This is a genomic window from Nonomuraea sp. B10E15 (assembly GCF_039871615.1).
Classification (GTDB): Bacteria; Actinomycetota; Actinomycetes; order Streptosporangiales; family Streptosporangiaceae; genus Nonomuraea.
In genome coordinates this window covers 269715-286336 of record NZ_JBDPMB010000005.1, presented here as the reverse complement: position 1 = coordinate 286336, position 16622 = coordinate 269715, and the positions used below count along the sequence as shown (strand labels likewise).

The window sequence follows — 16622 nt, the reverse complement described above, 5'->3', positions numbered from 1 at the left end:
ATAACCTTGGTCTCCACTCGAGGAAGGAAGCGCCATGCCTGAACGACTGCCGGAACAGCCAAGGGTGCGGACCACGGAAGGTGTGGTGCAGGGGCGCCGACGGCAGGGGCACGCGGTGTTCCGCGGCATCCCGTACGCCCAGCCCCCGGTGGGAGCGCTCCGCTTCGCCGCGCCCGCGCCGCCGCACCGCTGGGAGGGGACCAGGCAGGCGACGGAGTTCGGCCCCGTCGTGCCGCTGTCCCTGCCGATCGACACGGGTCCGCCGCAGGGCACGGACTGGCTGACGCTCAACGTCGGCACTCCGGATCCGGGCGCGGCAGGACTGCCGGTGCTGGTGTGGATCCCCGTGGGCGGTTACCTCTCGGCGGCGTCGAGCGACCCGATGTTCGACCCGGCGGCGCTGGCCGAGGCGGGACTCGTCGTGGTGAGCATCAACTGCCGCGTGGGCGCGGAAGGTTTCGCGTTCCTCGACGACGCGCCGCCCAACCGCGGATTCCTCGACCAGATCGCGGCGCTGGAGTGGGTGCAGCGCAACATCGCCGCCTTCGGAGGCGACCCCGGCCGGGTCACCGTGGCCGGGGTGTCCGCCGGAGCGGGGTCGGTCGCCGCCCTGCTGACGATGAAGCCGGCGCGCGGCCTCTTCCGGCGGGCCATGGCCCACTCGGTGCCGGGCCTGCACAGCAGCCCCGCGCTGGCACGGCAGGTCACCGCCGCGCTCGCGGACCGGCTCGGCGCGGCGGCCCCCACCGCTGCGGCCCTGCGCGACATCGACCCCTGGCACCTGGCCGCGGAGCTCACCTCCTTCAACGCCGGCCTCCACGCACACCGGGAGAGCTGGGGACGGCTCACGGAGACCGGCACCGCCCTGTGCCCCGTCGTCGACGGTGAGGTCCTCCCCGAAACGCCTTGGCCCGCGCTGACCGGCGGGCGCGCGAGCGGGACCGAGCTGCTCGTCGGCCACACCCGGGACGAGTTCCGCTTCTTCAGCGTCATGAGCGGACGACAGGGCACCTACACCGAGCAGGACGCCCAGGCCGCCCTGGAACTGCTCGCCCCGCAGCCGCACGGCCCCGAGGCGTACCGCGCCGCGTTCCCGCAGGCCGGCCCGGAGGAGCTGGTGGAGACGGTGTACTCCGACGCCCTCTTCCGCATGCCGTCACAGAAGCTGGCCGAGGCCAACGCCGCAGCCGGCGGCACGTCGTACCTGTTCGAACTGCGCTGGACCGCCCCGGTCCTCGGCGGCGCCCTGGGCGCCTGCCACAGCCTCGACATCCCCCTGGCGTTCGGCACGCTGGGCAGCCCCGTCGGCACGCAGCTCATCGGCGACGAGCCCACCCCCGAGGCCGTCGCGCTCTCCCGCGAGCTCAAGGAGGCATGGGTCCGCTTCGTCACCACCGGGGACGCGGGATGGGCCGCCCACCGGCCCGATCAGCGGCTCACCCGCGTCCTGGACGCCGAGTCGCAGACCCGGCCCTACCCAGAACAGGCCTCCCGCCGGATCTGGGAAGGCCACTTCCCCGCCCCCTTCGACCTCTCGTAAGTGCGGGGACACCGCAGGCCAGGACGTCTCGACGCGCCCCTCGGAGCTCGCGTCACAGCCGGTAGATCCGGCGGGCGTTCCCCGAGCCGATCATGTGGGCGACCCTGGCCGCGTCCGCGACGCTCCACTCCCCCGAGCCGAGCCTGGCCCGCAGCGCCGCGCCCATCGCCCGCCGGTAGGAGAGCGCGCCCAGGTAGCCGGTCTCGGCCACGGAGTGGCAGCCGGAGCCGAACAGCTGCTTGTGGAAGGGCGCCAGCTCCAGCAGCTCCTCCACGACCCTCGCCGAGGCGGCGGCGGTGTGCGGGAGCGCGAGCCCGACGTCCACGTAGACGTGCGGGTAGAGGCCGGCCAGGTAGGCGGCCTGACGGTGGAACGGGTAGCAGTGCAGCAGGATGACCGGCACGGCGGCCGGCTGCAGCGCCCTGACCAGGGCGCCCAGCCTGGCCGGATCGCTGCGGTGCAGGTCGGGCCCGGAACCGCTGAAGCCCGTGTGGAACTGCACGGGCAGCCCCCGCTCCCTGGCCACGTCGATCGCGATCCACAGCAGGTGGCGCAGCAGGAAGGGGTCCGTCAGCGGCTCCTTGGGGTCGGACAGCCGCCGGTTGACCGCCGCGATCACCGAGCCCCTGCTGGGCCGGGACGGGTCGAAGTCGAGGCCGTAGAGCGACCCGATGACCGTCGTGAGCCCGACCGCCCTGGCGGCCCTCGCGGTCAGCTTCTCGCCGAGGTCGTCGAGGTAGTCGACGGAGATCTGCGCCGTCGCGGCCACGTCGCGCTCGACGGCCTCGATCCGTACGAGCTCGTCGGCGGCGGCGCCGCCGTGCCGGCCCATCTCGGTGGCCGACAGCAGCTCGCCGTCCTCCCAGGCGCCGGCCGGTTCGGTGTCCACCAGGAAGGCCACCACGCCGGCCGCCGCCAGGAGCCGCCGGTTGACCTCGCCCGCGCCCAGCTCGGCGCGGCGGGCGAGGTAGACGGCGGGCGGCGCGTGCGGTTCGAGGTCGAGCAGCGGCGCGCACCAGCGGCGCACCGCCGCGCCGAACGGCGTGTCGAAGTGGGTGGTGCCGGGCGGCGCCGGGCTGCCGCCCTCGTTGATGAGCAGCTCGAACTCGGCTCTGGTCAGGTCGTCCCGCCGCACCCCGTGACAGTGGTGGTCGACGAGCGGGGCGAGCAGCGCGTCGCGTACCGTGCCGGGCAGGTCTGCGGGGAGCATGCGGGAACTCTAGGCGAGCCCCGCACGCGCCCGCGGGCGTTTTACCTACGGCAGAGACGCAGCACGTTGGCGATGACCTTCGCGCCCGCGCCGCCCTCCTGCGTCAGGATCGACTCGGGGTGGAACTGCACGGCGAAGCGCCGCCGCTCGGCGTCCTCGATGGCCATGACGTTGCCGTCGGGCGTGAGCGCGGTCGGCGTGAAGCCGACGACGCCGGGTCGCTTGGCGTGCAGCGAGTGGTAGCGGGCCGCGGTGAACTCCGCGGGCAGCCCCTCCAGCAGCGCGCCGTCGCCTAGCCGCGCGACCTGGCCGCGCTTGCCGTGCTCGGGGTAGTCGAGCAGTTCCAGGGTGCCGCCGGCGTGCTCGACCATGGCCTGCAGGCCGAGGCAGACGCCGAAGACCGGCAGGTCGCGGGCGTAGATCTGGTCGAGCAGCGCCGACATGCCGAAGTCGGTCGGCCAGCCGGGGCCGGGCGAGAGCACCACCAGGTCGGGGGCGATCTCGTCGAGCATGCGGGGCGGGAAGCCGTGGCGCAGCGTCGTCACCGCGGCGCCCTCCTGGCGGAAATAGTCGGCCAGGGTGTTGACGAAGGAGTCCTCGTGGTCGACGAGCAGCACCTTCATGCCGTGGCCCGGCTGCTCCCTGGTCTCGGCGACGGCCTCCGCGCCGGTCCGCCCGACCGCCGCCAGGGCGCCGAGCAGGGCGCTGGCCTTCAGCTCGGTCTCGCGCTCCTCGGCCTCGGGGTCGGAGTCGAACAGCAGCGTGGCGCCGGCCCGCACAGTGGCCACGCCGTTCTTGATTTGGGCGGTACGCAGGGTCAGGCCGGTGTTCATGGAGCCGTCGAAGCCGATGACGCCGATGGCGCCGCCGTACCACCGGCGGGTGGTGGCCTCGTGGTCCTCGATGAACTGCATGGCCCACGTCTTGGGGGCGCCGGTGACCGTGACGGCCCACATGTGGGTCAGGAAGGCGTCTAGCGCGTCGAACTCGGGGCGCAGGCGGCCTTCGATGTGGTCGACGGTGTGGATCAGGCGGGAGTAGAGCTCGATCTGGCGGCGGCCGATGACCCTGACCGTGCCGGGCACGCAGATGCGCGACTTGTCGTTGCGGTCGACGTCGGTGCACATGGTCAGCTCCGACTCCTCCTTGACGCTGGACAGGAGGGTGCGGATGGCCTCGGCGTCCTCGACCGGGTTGCTGCCGCGGGCGATGGTGCCGGAGATGGGGCAGGTCTCGACGCGGTCGCCGCTCACCCTGACGTACATCTCGGGCGAGGCGCCGACGAGGTGCTCGCCCTCGCCGAGGCTGATGATGAACTCGTACGGGGCCGGGTTGCTCTGGCGCAGGCCGCGGTAGAAGGCGGACGGGTCGGCGCAGGTGGCGTGGAAGACCTGGCCGGGCACGACCTCGAACAGGTCGCCGCGCTTGAACTTCTCCTTGGCGGCGGCGACGACCTTGGCGTATTCGCCCTTCTCCGGGTCGGGCGGCACCTGGGCGGGGGCGACCGGGGCCTCGGTGGCGCCCGCCCTGTCGAGGCCGCGGGTGGTGGCGCCGTCGACGGTGAACTCGTAGCGGAACTCGAGGCTGGTCTCGCGCTGCCGGTCGATCACGACGAGCCGGTCGGGCAGGTGCAGCACGAGGTCGCGCTGGTCGTCGGGGCGGACGAGCTCCTGCCGGATCGGCTCGAACTGGAAGGCCAGGTCGTAGCCGAAGGCGCCGTAGAGGCCGAGGTGGGGGTCGTCGCCCTTGAAGGCGGCGATGACCTCGCGGATCGCGGTGAACACGGTGGGCCGGCGGCTGCGCATCTCCTCCGGCAGGAGGTCTCCGGGATCGCTGCCGGGCTCGGCCACGTGCACCTCGACGCGGTCGGCCGTGGGCTCGCTGACGGGCTTGCCCGCCGCCAGCAGGCAGGAGGCGACGGCGGGCAGCACGACCCTGCCGCGCTCGTTGAGCGCGACGGCCGCGATGGTGCGGCCCTTGGCGACCAGTTCCAGGCAGGGATCGACGTAGCCGAACGCCCAGCGGCTGTAGCGGCCCGGATAGTCCATGCCCGAGGAGAAGGCTCCCCCGCGTCTCTCTCCGAGGGCCGTCACGATCTCTTCGAGCGCCGCCTCGTCCACCTCGCGCGTCTCGCGCTCGACGACGATGCCCCCCGCGGTGGTATATCCGCTCGTCTCCACTTGCTGCCCCTTATCACGTCAACATGATGAGCCCCGGGGGCGGACACGAGAAAGGCCGCCATCCGGGGCGGCCGTCCTTTGAGGAATGCGAAACACGCGCCGCCTAGAAGCGGCGCCACCACTGGAGCTGAGCGTGATTTCGCATGGGGACAGGTTAGCTCCCGCACCATGATCGCGCAACGCGACCCGCTCGCCGCCCCCGGAGTCGCCCCTTTGAATACAGAGCAGTACTGTATTCAAATCTGACCGGTCGAGAGGAGACCCAGGATGACCGAGACCGGAGCGATCACGCTCCCCACCGCGCGGCCCACGCCCTTCGACCCGCCCGGCGACCTGGCCGAGCTGCGCCGGGCCCGGCCCATCACCCCGCTCGCCTACCCCGACGGCCACCGCGGCTGGCTGGTGACCTCCCACGCGCTGGCGCGGGACGTGCTGGCCGACAAGCGCTTCAGCGCCAGGTCCGAGCTACGGCACCACCCCGTCGAGGAGCCCGGTCAGGGGCCCGCCCAGGCCGCGCCTCCCGGGATGTTCGTCTCGACCGATCCGCCCGTCCACACGCGTTACCGCCACCTGCTGGCCGGCGAGTTCACCGTGCGCAGGATGCGCCGGCTCACCGAGCGCATCGAGGAACTCACCACGGCGCGGCTGGACACCATGGAGCGGCAGGGGCCGCCCGCCGACCTGGTGGAGACGTTCGCGATGCCGATCCCCGCGCTCGTGATCGGCGAGCTGCTCGGCGTGCCGGAGGAGGAGAGCGAGCGCTTCCAGGCCCAGGGCGGCAGGATGACGCGGATGGACCTCCCGCGCGAGGAACGGATCGCCACCTTCCTCGCCTTGCGGGCGCACATGGAGGAGCTGGTCCTGGCCAGGCGGGCCACGCCCACCGACGACCTGCTCAGCGGCCTGACCAGGAGCGACCTCACCGACGAAGAGCTGACCAACATCGGCTTCATGCTGCTGGGCGCCGGGCTCGACACCACCGCCAACATGATCGCCCTGGGCGCCTTCGCGCTGATGCGCCACCCCGGGCAGCTCGCCGTGCTGCGCGGGGAGCCGGACCGGATCGACCAGGTCGTGGAGGAGCTGCTGCGCTACCTCAGCATCATCCCCTTCCTCGTACGCACCGCGCTGGAGGACGTCGAGCTCGGCGGCGAGCTGGTACGGGCCGGGCAGTCGGTCACCATCTCGATCCCGGCCGCCAACCGCGACCCCGAGCGCTTCCCCGACCCCGACACCCTCGACCTGCACCGGCCGGGCGGCGGGCACGTCGCCTTCGGTCACGGCGTGCACCAGTGCCTCGGCCAGCAGCTGGCGCGGGTGGAGATGAGGGCGGCCTACCCGGCGTTGTTCGCGCGGTTCCCGTCGCTGCGGCTCGCCGTCGGGCCGGACGAGGTGCCGCTCCGCACCGACATGCTCATCTACGGCGTCCACCACCTCCCGGTCACCTGGGACGCGAGCTGAACGACCGGCGCGGCACGGCTCACTAGACTCCTGCGGGCCGCCCTTCCCGCGGGTTTCCTTGACCAGGGCCGCCGTCCCCGCGGGCCGGCGACCCGCAACGAATGACGAGGAGCGACCGACATGACCGACCGCACGACGTCCCCGCGGCCGGCCGGCCGGCCGCGCAGCCAGGAGGCGGACCTGGCCATCCTCACCGCCGCGCTCGACGTGCTCATCGAGCAGGGCGCCAGGCACACCAGCATCGAGCAGGTCGCCCGGCGGGCGGGGGTCACCAGGGCGACGGTCTACCGCCGCTTCGCCGACAAGACCGCGCTGCTGGTGCGGGCCCTGGAGTGGGCCAACCACGACCACGACCCGGCGTTCACCGGCTGGCGGGACATCGACCACATGCTCGACGAGTGGGCCGCCCATCTGGCGGTGCCGCGCAACCGCCGCCTGCTGCGCCGGGTCTACGGCGCCCGTGACGACTACCCGGAGCTGACCACGACGTACCGCCAGGTCAACAGCGGGCGGCGGGCCGCGGTGGTGCGCGAGCTGCTGCTCCGCACGCGCGAGAGCGGGTGCTTCCCGGCCGGCGTCGACCTGGACACCGTGCAGGAGGCGCTCAGCGGCGCCGTGCTCCACCACCTGGGCACCCACCCCGACGACGAGAGCGCCGCGGAGATCAAGGCCTACTTCCTGCGCGTCGCGTGGCAGCTCGGCTGGCGCCCGGCGGGAGCGGAGGGCTAGGCCGGCCGTCCCGGGGAGCTGCTCCACCTGGGACGGCCGGGCCGGAACGAACCCGGTCGGCGACGTGGCCTCTATGACGACATTTCAGCTGACCAGATTACATTTTTCCCCGCAAAGTAACATTTCATGACAAGTCTTGCTTTCCGGACAGGAGCTCTTCACCCTTCTCCACAGAGGCGTAAAGATCACCTCTTCTGTCCTAAGGAGAGCGCGTGCCCCACACCCCCCGCTGGCGTGCGATCCTCACCGGGATCGTCACCGCCGCCGGCCTCCTCGTCCCGCAGGCGGCCCAGGCGGCGCCCGACCCGGGCAAGATCGACAGTGTCGTCCAGGCGCAGCTGGCGCAGGACGACAAGGCCACCTTCTGGGTCCGGATGAAGGGATCCGCCGACCTGAGCGGCGCCCGCCGGGCCGAAACCAAGGACGCGAAGGCCGAGCAGGTCTTCAAGGCCAAGACCGAACGGGCCACGAGCTCCCAGGCGGGCCTACGCGAACTGCTGGACTCCCAGCACGCCGCGTACACCCCGTACTGGATCGTCAACGCGGTGCAGGTCACCGCGGACGAGAAGCTGGCGGCCGAGATCGCCAAATTACCTGACGTCGACCGCATCGACCCGATCCGCACCGTCGCGATCCCCAAGCCCGCGCCCGGCAAGGCCGAGGCCAGGGTGAACGCGGTCGAGTGGAACATCGACCGGGTCAACGCCCCGCGCGTCTGGAACGAGCTGGGCAACCGGGGCGAGGGCATCGTCATCGCCCACATCGACTCCGGCGCCCAGTTCGACCACCCCGAGCTGGTCGCCGGCTACCGGGGCAGGAACGCGGACGGCACGTTCAGTCACGACTACAACTGGTTCGACCCGGCCGGCGTCTGCCCGTCGCCCGCGCCGTGCGACAACAACGGCCACGGCACGCACACCATGGGCACCATGGTCGGCGCGAACGGCATCGGCGTCGCGCCGGGCGCCCGGTGGATCGCGGCCAAGGGCTGCGAGTCCAACTTCTGCAGCGACGCGTCGCTGATCGCCGCCGGCCAGTGGATGCTCGCCCCGACCGACGTGAACGGCGAGAACCCGCGCCCCGACCTGGCGCCCGACATCGTCAACAACTCGTGGGGCGGCGACGGGTTCGACCCGTGGTACAAGCCGGTCGTCGAGGCGTGGATCGCCGCGGGCATCTTCCCGGCCTTCGCCAACGGCAACGAAGGGCCCGCCTGCCAGACCTCCGGCTCCCCCGGCCAGTACGTCATGAGCTACAGCGCGGGCGGCTTCGACATCGACAACGCGCTCTACCGCAATTCGAGCAAGGGCGCGGGCGAGGACGGGGAGATCAAGCCGAACATCGCCGCGCCCGCCGTCAACGTGCGCTCCTCGACGCCCGGCGGCACCTACGACACCTACACCGGCACGTCGATGGCCTCCCCGCACGTGGCGGCCACGGTGGCGCTGATCTGGTCGGCCTCGCCCGCCCTCGCGGGTGACGTGGAGGGCACCCGGCCGCTGCTGGACACCACCGCCGTGGACGTCGAGGACACCAGCTGCGGCGGCACGGCCGCCGACAACAACGTGTGGGGCGAGGGCAGGCTCGACACCTTCGCCGCCGTACAGGCCGCTCCGGCCGGGGAGACCGGCGCTCTCGAGGGCGCCGTCACCGCGGGCGGCGAGCCCGTGGCCGGCGCGACGATCACGGTGACCGGGCCGCTCACCCGGAGCGTGACCACCGGCGAGGACGGCGCGTACGCCATCCCCCGCCTGCTGCCGGGCGAGTACGAGCTCAGCGCCGGGAAGTTCGGCTACGACACCGCCACCACCTCCGTGACGGTCGCCGCCGGGGAGACGGCGACCGCGGACGTGACCATGACCAGGAAGGCGTCGGGCGTGGTGTCCGGGACGGTCACCACGGCGGGCACGCCGGAGGCCGGCGCGACGGTGGCGGCCACCGGCACGCCGGTGAGCGCGGTGACCGACGCGTCGGGCCGCTACAGCCTGACGCTGCCGCACGGCGAGCACGAGCTGGTCGTCACCCCCGTCTCCCGCTGCTCCAGCGGCGCGACGGCCGAGGTGACGGTGGCCGGCGACGTGGTCAAGGACGTGGAGCTGCCGCTGCGCGGCGACAACTTCGGCTACACGTGCGCGATCGGCGACCAGGCGTACGTGGCGGGCACCGAGAAGCTGGCGCTGACCGGCGACGACGAGGCCCAGCAGGTGACGCTGCCGTTCGCGGTCCCGTTCTACGGCACCGGCCACACGAAGGCCTGGATCGCCACGAACGGGTTCGCCACCTTCGCCGCCGACCGGGTGACCGCCGCCGGCAACGGCACGCTCCCGTCCTCGGGCACCCCGAACAACGCGGTCTACCCGTACTGGGACGACCTCAGGGTGGACGACCAGGGCGGGGTCTACACGGCGGTGACGGGCACGGCGCCGAACCGCACGTTCGTCATCGAGTGGCGCAACGTCACCTTCTACAACGACACGGCCCAGCGGCTGTCGTTCGCGGCGCTGCTGGGCGAGAACGGCTCGATCGGCTTCCGGTACAAGGACGTGGACAGCGAGCGCGAGCAGGGCACCAGCGCCACCATCGGCGTGGAGAACGCCGCGGGCGACGACGGGCTGCTCTACGCCTACCAGGAGGCGGTGCTGTCCACCGGGCAGGCCCTGACGTTCACGGCCGGCAGGCACGGCCTGGTCACCGGGGCGGTCACCGACGCCAACGACGGCGAGCCGCTGGCCGGGGCGACGGTGAAGGTGGGCGACGTGGCCACGTTCACCACCGGCGAGGACGGCCGCTTCTACGGCCAGGTGCTGGCGGGCGACTACGAGGTCGAGGTGTCCAAGGAGCACTACGGCACGTTCACGCAGCCGGTGACGGTCGCGCCCACGGTCGTGACGTCGATCGACACGGCGCTGGTCACGGGACGGGTGAGCGCGTCGGCCGCCGAGCTGACCGTGGTGCTGCCGTCCGATGCCACGCGCACCCGGACGCTGGAGCTGACGAACCTGGGCTCGACCACGCCGTACACGGTGACGGGCGGCGAGTGGTTCACCGTGACGCCGGCGGAGGGCGAGCTGGCCAAGGGCGGGTCGGTGGAGCTGGAGGTGACGGTCTCCAGCGACGGCGTCGCCCCCGGCGCCGTACGCGAGGGGACGCTGCTGGTGAAGTCGGCCAGCGGCCGGCAGCCGACGATCGAGATCGCGGTGACGGTCGTGGTGCCCGAGCACCAGGTGGCCGTCGACGTGGGCGGCTCCAGGAGCGTGACCGACGGCGCCGGTGACGTCTGGACGCGGGACAGGAAGTACACCCCGGGCGGCCACGGCTACGTCGCCGACCGCAGCCGGACGCGCAGCACGTCCAGGACCATCCGCGGCACCGGCGACCAGTCGTTGTTCAGGACGGCCAGGGAGGACATGCTGGAGTACCGCTTCGACGGCGTCCCCGCGGGGACGTACACCGTCGAGCTGGACTTCGCCGAGATCCGCAACATGCAGATGGGCCGGCGGGTCTTCGACGTGCTGGTCGAGGGCCAGCTCGCGATCCCGGCGCTCGACCTGGCCCTGGAGGCGGGCACGTACACGGCCGTGTCCAGGCAGTACACGGTGAAGGTCACCGACGGCCAGCTCAACGTGCGCTTCGCGACGCGGGAGGGGTCGACGCTCGTCAACGCCGTGCGCATCTCGGAGCGCCCGGACAAGGAGTAGCGCTCCGGTGACGATCGCGCCCGCCCCGCGCCGCGCGGGGCGGGCGCTGCCACCCCCGGGTGCCACCTGCGCGGGCGCGTCTGTTACTGGTAAGTACATGAGACGTGTGCGGGTCCGGCGTGATCTTCCCGTCCCGATGCCGGACGGCGTGACGCTGCTGGCCGACCACTACGCTCCCGCCTCGGGCGAGCCGGCCCCCGTCATCCTGATGCGCTCGCCGTACGGCCGGCGCGGCTGGCTCGGCCTGGTCTACGGCCGTGGTTTCGCCCGGCAGGGCTTCCACGTCGTCATCCAGAGCTGCCGCGGCGGCTTCGGCTCCGGCGGCCTGCTCGATCCGCTCGGCGACGAGCACGAGGACGGCCTGGCCACCGTGGCGTGGCTGCGCGAGCAGCCGTGGTACGGCGGCTCGTTCGCCATGTTCGGCCCCTCCTACCTGGGATACACCCAGTGGGCGATCGCCCCCTACGCCGGGCCCGAGCTGAAGGCCATGGCCCTGCAGATCACCGCCTCCCAGTTCCGGGACGCCGCCTACGTGGGCGGCGCGTTCGCGCTGGAGTCGGCGCTGAGCTGGACGACGCTCACCGACGGCCTGTCGCGGCGGTTCGGCGGCGCCTCGGTGCTGACCGCGCCCCGGCTCACCCGCAGGGCGGTCCTGTCGGGCCGCCCGGTGGCCGAGCTGGACGTGGTCTCGGCCGGCCGGCCGCTCCGCTTCTACCAGGACCTGATCGCGCACCACGAGGACCCGCACGTCCCCTACTGGGACAAGCGTGACTTCTCCCCTAAGGTGGGCGAGGTGGACGCGGCGGTCACGATGCTGGGCGGCTGGTACGACGTCTTCCTCCCCTGGCAGCTCAAGGACTACGCGGCCCTGCGGGCGGCGGGACGGCGGCCCTACCTGACGATCGGGCCGTGGTACCACATCGACGCCCGGCACGGGCGTCCCACGCTGGCCGAGGCGACGGCCTGGTTCCGCGCGCACCTCCTCGGCGACCACTCACGGCTGCGGCCCGACCCGGTGCGGATCTACGTGACGGGCGCCGGGCAGTGGCGCGACCACTCCGACTGGCCCGTGCCCGGGACGCGGGAGCAGCGCTGGCACCTGCAGCACGGGTTCGGCCTCGGGGTGGAGGGCCCGCGCGAGGCCGAGCCCGACCGTTTCCGCTACCACCCCGCCCACCCGACGCCGGTGATCGGCGGGCCCGTGCTGCTCGGCGACTCCAGGCCGCGCGACCAGCGGCGGCTGGAACAGCGCCGCGACGTGCTGGTCTACAGCTCCCCGGCGTTGAGGGAGGCGGTCGAGATGATCGGCCCGGTCCGCGCGGAGCTGTTCGTGCGGTCGAGCACCCCGTACGTGGACGTCGTCGTGCGGGTGTGCGACGTGCGCCCGGACGGGCGCTCGATCAACGTGTGCGAGGGCGTGCGCCGCCTGGGGCCGGGCGACGGGCACAGCGACGGGCACAGCGACGGGCACAGCGACGGGCACGGCGACGGGCACGGCGACGGGCACGGCGACGGGCACGGCGTGCGCAGGGTGGAGGTGGACCTGTGGCCGATGGCGCATCGGTTCGGGCGCGAGCACCGGATCAGGCTGCACGTGGCGGCCGGGGCGTACCCGACGATCGCCCGCAACACCGGCACGGGCCACCCGCTCGCGGCGGACGGCTCGGGCGGCTGGGACGGCGAGCTGGTGCCCGCCGACGTCGAGGTGTTCCACTCCCCCGAGCGTCCCTCCGCCGTGGTGTTGCCGCTGTGCGCGCCTCGCGGTTGATGTCGCTGGTCCTGCTGCTGCAGGGCCGGGGCGGGATGACGGCGGCCGAGCTGGCCGCCGAACTGGAGGTCTCGGAGCGGACCGTGCACCGCGACGTGCTCGCGCTGTCGGAGGCGGGCGTGCCCGTCTACGCCGACCGGGGGCGGGGCGGCGGCTACCGGCTGCTCGACGGTTACCGTACGCGGCTGACCGGGCTGGACAGGGCGGAGGCGGAGGCGCTGTTCCTGTCGGGGGTGCCGGGGGCGCTGCGGGAGATGGGGCTGGCGGAGGTCGCGGCCACGGCCCGGCTGAAGGCCGCCGCCGCCCTCTCCCCCGCCCTGCGCGACGCTCCGGTGGTCGCCGCGCAACGTTTCCACCTGGACGCGCCCGGCTGGTTCGCCGGCGACGACCCGCCCCCGGCGGCGCTGGGGCCGCTGGCCAGGGCCGTGTGGAGCGACCGCCGCGTCCGCGCCGTCTACAAGGGCGCCGCCCGCACGCTGGAGCCGTACGGGCTGGTGCTCAAGGCGGGGACCTGGTACCTGGCCGCCCGGCGCGCGGCCCGGTTCCTCATCTTCCGGGTGCACCGGTTCGGCGAGGTCACCGAGCTGGCCGAACCCTTCGACCGCGACCCCGGCTTCGATCTGGCCGCCTTCTGGGCCGGGCGGTCGGCGGAGTTCAGCCGCTCGCTGCTCAGGGACACGATCACGCTGCGGCTCACCGAGCGCGGGGTGCGGATGTTGCGGCACGTCGCCGACCCGGCCGCGGTCGACGACGCGCTCGCCTCGCTCCAGCCCGACGGCACCGTGCGGCTGGCGGTGGAGTCGGCGCAGGTGGCGTACTCGCAGGTGCTGCGGTTCGGGCCGGAGGCGGAGGTGCTCGAACCGCAGGAGCTGCGCGCGATGCTCGCCGACGCCGCCGCCCGCATGGCCGCGCTCTATGGCCGCTGAGCGTCAGCGGTAGCCCTCCCAGCCGGCGTCGCCGCCCTTGTCGAGGACCTCGGTGATGTAGCGCCACACCTGGGGGCGGCTGCCGTCGACGTCGGTGACGCCGTACGCGTCGGCCAGTTCGCCGCTGTCCACCGATCGGCCCGACCAGCGCGCCTTGTCCGGGTCCTGGGCGAGCGCGGCCACGCCTCTGCCGATGTAGGCGGGCGTCTCGGAGACCATCCAGGCGCGGAGGTGGTCGCTCTCCATCGTCGCCTCCCGCCAGGTGTCCTCGGTGACGCCGTAGTGCTCGAGCATCGCCTCCGAGCGCAGGAATCCCGGCGTGACCACCACGGCCGTGCCGCCGTGCGGGCGCAGTTCGGTGGACCAGGCGAACGCCAGCCGGTTCACCGACCACTTGGCCAGGTCGTAGTAGACGTTCTCCCGGTAGTGGGTCTCGTTGTAGGCCCTGGTGCCGTCGGTGACCTCCACCACGAGCCCGCCCTCGTTCCTGACGAGCAGCGGGAACAGGTGCCTGGCGCTGATGATGTGGGTGTCGATGGCCAGCCTCAGCAGGCGCAGCCCGTTGTCCAGGTCGTGCTTCCAGACGGGGGTGTCCCACTCCCACAGGTGGTCGCCGCCCCACGCGTCGTTGACCAGCACGTCGAGCCGGCCGTGGTCGCTTTCGACCCGCGCGGCCAGCGCCGCCACCTGCTCCGGCACCAGGAAGTCGGTCCGGACCGGGATGCCCGTGCCGCCGGCCGCGGTCACCAGCTCGGCCGTCTCCTCGATGGTCTCCGGGCGGTCCATCTCCGAGCGCCCCGCGCGGGTGCTCCTGCCCGTGCAGTACACCGTCGCCCCGGCCGCGCCCAGCTCGACCGCCATGCCTCGTCCTGTTCCGCGGGTCGCGCCCGCCACTACGACAATCATGCGGCCGATCGTCGCGCCAAAAGAGGACACCTCATGTCATGTTTTCCGGCGGACCGTTCGGCGCATCCGACCGACCGCTCAGCGATCGGGCCTCACGCTCGCGGCCCGCCTGTCACTAGGGTCTGTACGGGCGACGTGACCTTGCCGGGGCCGAGGCGTCTCGGATGCCGGAAGCCCCACCGACATTTAGGCCAAACCGTAATATGCCGGACATTGGGTTACATATCCCCGCGAAGTTACTCTCCCTCTGCTGACTAATCGTCAGGAGCCGGTGACAAGCGGCTCTGATCCATTCATCGGAGGGTCGATGACTACCGGCGAACCCGGGCAGCCACGCACCGACCGCAGCCCATGGAACTGGCTGCTCGTCGTGCCGATCGTACTGCCGCTGCTGACGTTCCTGTTCAACGCCGACGAGCCGCGCCTGCTGGGCTTCCCGCTCTTCTACTGGCTCCAGCTGGCCTTCATCGTGGTGGGCGTCTCGTGCACCACCATCGTCTACAGGATGACCAAATGAGCGGGCACGTGACCGAGCTGGTCGTCTTCACCCTGCTGTTCGTCCTCGTCAGCGGGATGGGCTTCGTCGCCTCGCGCTGGCGGCGGCCCGACGACCTGGCCAGCCTCAAGGAATGGGGCCTCGGCGGGCGCAACTTCGGCTCGTGGATCACCTGGTTCCTGGTCGGCGGCGACCTCTACACCGCCTACACCTTCGTGGCGGTGCCCGCGCTGGTGTTCAGCGCCGGCGCCCTGGGCTTCTACGCGCTGCCGTACACCGTGGTCGTCTATCCGCTGGTGTTCCTGGTGCTGGCGCGGATGTGGTCGGTCTCGCACGTGCACGGGTTCGTCACGCCCGCCGACTTCGTGCGCGCCAGGTTCGGCTCCCCGACGCTGGCGCTGGCCATCGCGATCACCGGTCTCGTGGCCACGATGCCCTACATCGCGCTGCAGCTCGTGGGCATCGAGGCGGTGCTCAAGGCCATGGGCATCACGGGCCACCTGCCGATCATCATCGCGTTCGCGATCCTGGCGGCGTACACGTACCAGTCGGGGCTGCGCGCGCCCGCGCTCATCGCGTTCGTGAAGGACGCGCTCATCTACATCGTGATCCTGGCGGCGGTCATCTACATCCCGTCGCGCCTGGGCGGCTGGGACTCCATCTTCGACGCGGCCAAGGCCAAGTTCGAGGCCACGCCCGCGCAGGGTGACGGCTACATCCTCAACGCCGGCAACCAGCTCCAGTACGTGACGCTGGCCTTCGGCTCGGCGCTGGCGCTGTTCCTCTACCCGCACAGCCTCACGGGCGTCCTGGCCTCGAAGAACCGCAACGTCATCAAGCGGAACATGTCGGCGCTGCCCGCCTACAGCTTCGTGCTGGGCCTGATCGCGCTGCTCGGCTTCATGGCGATCGCGGCGGGCACCAAGCCGATCGTGGGCGAGAACGGCAAGGCCGACGCGAACACCATCGTGCCGGTGCTGTTCGACCAGATGTTCCCCGACTGGTTCGCGGGCGTCGCGTACGCCGCCGTCGGCATCGGCGCGCTCGTCCCCGCGGCGATCATGTCGATCGCGGCGGCGAACCTGTTCACCCGCAACATCTACCGCGAATACGTGAACAAGAACGCCACCGACTCCCAGGAGGCCAAGGTCTCCAAGATCGTGTCGCTGGTGGTCAAGGTGGGCGCGGTGCTGTGCATCCTGCTGCTCGACCCGCAGTTCTCGATCGACCTGCAGCTCATCGGCGGCGTGATCATCCTCCAGACGCTGCCGTCGGTGGCGCTGGGGCTCTACACGCGCTGGTTCCACAAGGGCGGCCTGATCGCGGGCTGGGCGGCCGGCCTGGCGGCGGGCATGTGGATGCTCTACCTGATCCCCAACCCGGCCAGCGGCAAGGCGCACTTCGGCGGCTCGGCGTTCGGGCTGTCCAACCTGGGCTTCGACACCAAGATGACGGTCTACGCCGGGTTCCTGGCGCTGATCGTCAACCTCGTGGTGGCGGTGCTCGGCACGCTGCTGTTCCGTGCCACGAAGGTGGCCGACGGCGACGACGCGACCGCGCGCGACGACTACTTCGCCGACGAGGGCGAGCCGAAGGTCAAGGACCTGGACCTGACCGGTTCCCACTGACGCGACGGCGTCCCGGCCCGCTCCCCACCGCCCGGGGGGCGGGCCGGCCCGCCTCCGGGCGGTGGCCGGGGGCGGGCGGG

Annotated in this window: 11 protein-coding genes; 8 read left to right on the top strand and 3 right to left on the bottom strand. The window is 72.3% G+C overall.

Annotated features, from left to right (window positions below):
* Positions 1-34: 34 nt before the first annotated feature.
* Positions 35-1540, top strand: coding sequence for a carboxylesterase family protein (locus tag ABGB14_RS19120; RefSeq protein ID WP_347645029.1), 1506 nt, complete (start codon positions 35-37; stop codon positions 1538-1540).
* Between the two features lie 52 nt (positions 1541-1592).
* On the opposite strand, the gene ABGB14_RS19115 is transcribed toward ABGB14_RS19120, so the two are convergent.
* Both ABGB14_RS19115 and ABGB14_RS19110 read right to left on the bottom strand, forming a co-directional pair.
* A complete protein-coding gene (locus ABGB14_RS19115) occupies positions 1593-2750 on the bottom strand; it encodes an amidohydrolase family protein (protein ID WP_347645027.1) in 1158 nt (385 codons plus the stop codon).
* A 41-nt stretch (positions 2751-2791) separates the two neighbouring features.
* Positions 2792-4930 carry an anthranilate synthase component I gene (locus tag ABGB14_RS19110; RefSeq protein WP_347645026.1) on the bottom strand — a complete coding sequence of 713 codons (2139 nt, stop codon included), beginning with the start codon at positions 4928-4930 and terminating at the stop codon, positions 2792-2794.
* 267 nt (positions 4931-5197) lie between these two features.
* Between ABGB14_RS19110 and ABGB14_RS19105 the strand changes: the two genes are divergently transcribed.
* The 5 genes from ABGB14_RS19105 (at position 5198) to ABGB14_RS19085 (ending at position 13512) form a co-directional block, all read left to right on the top strand.
* Positions 5198-6391 carry a cytochrome P450 gene (locus tag ABGB14_RS19105; protein ID WP_347645025.1) on the top strand — a complete coding sequence of 398 codons (1194 nt, stop codon included), beginning with the start codon at positions 5198-5200 and terminating at the stop codon, positions 6389-6391.
* Between the two features lie 120 nt (positions 6392-6511).
* Complete coding sequence (locus ABGB14_RS19100) at positions 6512-7120, top strand: TetR/AcrR family transcriptional regulator (protein WP_347645024.1); 609 nt, start codon at positions 6512-6514, stop codon at positions 7118-7120.
* Positions 7121-7332: 212 nt separating this feature from the next.
* A complete protein-coding gene (locus ABGB14_RS19095; protein ID WP_347645023.1) occupies positions 7333-10818 on the top strand; it encodes a S8 family serine peptidase in 3486 nt (1161 codons plus the stop codon).
* Positions 10819-10915: 97 nt separating this feature from the next.
* Entirely contained in the window at positions 10916-12586 is a 1671-nt protein-coding gene (locus ABGB14_RS19090) for a CocE/NonD family hydrolase (protein ID WP_347645022.1), read from the top strand.
* On the top strand, positions 12568-13512 hold the full coding sequence (locus ABGB14_RS19085; protein WP_347645021.1) for a WYL domain-containing protein: 945 nt from the start codon (positions 12568-12570) through the stop codon (positions 13510-13512). The genes ABGB14_RS19090 and ABGB14_RS19085 overlap by 19 nt, the downstream gene beginning before the upstream one ends.
* 3 nt (positions 13513-13515) lie before the next feature.
* Here the strand turns inward: ABGB14_RS19085 and ABGB14_RS19080 are convergent, their stop codons facing one another.
* Positions 13516-14418, bottom strand: coding sequence for an SDR family oxidoreductase (locus ABGB14_RS19080; RefSeq protein ID WP_347645020.1), 903 nt, complete (start codon positions 14416-14418; stop codon positions 13516-13518).
* A 307-nt stretch (positions 14419-14725) separates the two neighbouring features.
* Between ABGB14_RS19080 and ABGB14_RS19075 the strand changes: the two genes are divergently transcribed.
* Entirely contained in the window at positions 14726-14935 is a 210-nt protein-coding gene (locus tag ABGB14_RS19075) for a DUF3311 domain-containing protein (protein ID WP_347645019.1), read from the top strand.
* A complete protein-coding gene (locus tag ABGB14_RS19070) occupies positions 14932-16542 on the top strand; it encodes a sodium:solute symporter (protein WP_347645018.1) in 1611 nt (536 codons plus the stop codon). The genes ABGB14_RS19075 and ABGB14_RS19070 overlap by 4 nt, the downstream gene beginning before the upstream one ends.
* Positions 16543-16622 lie beyond the last annotated feature (80 nt).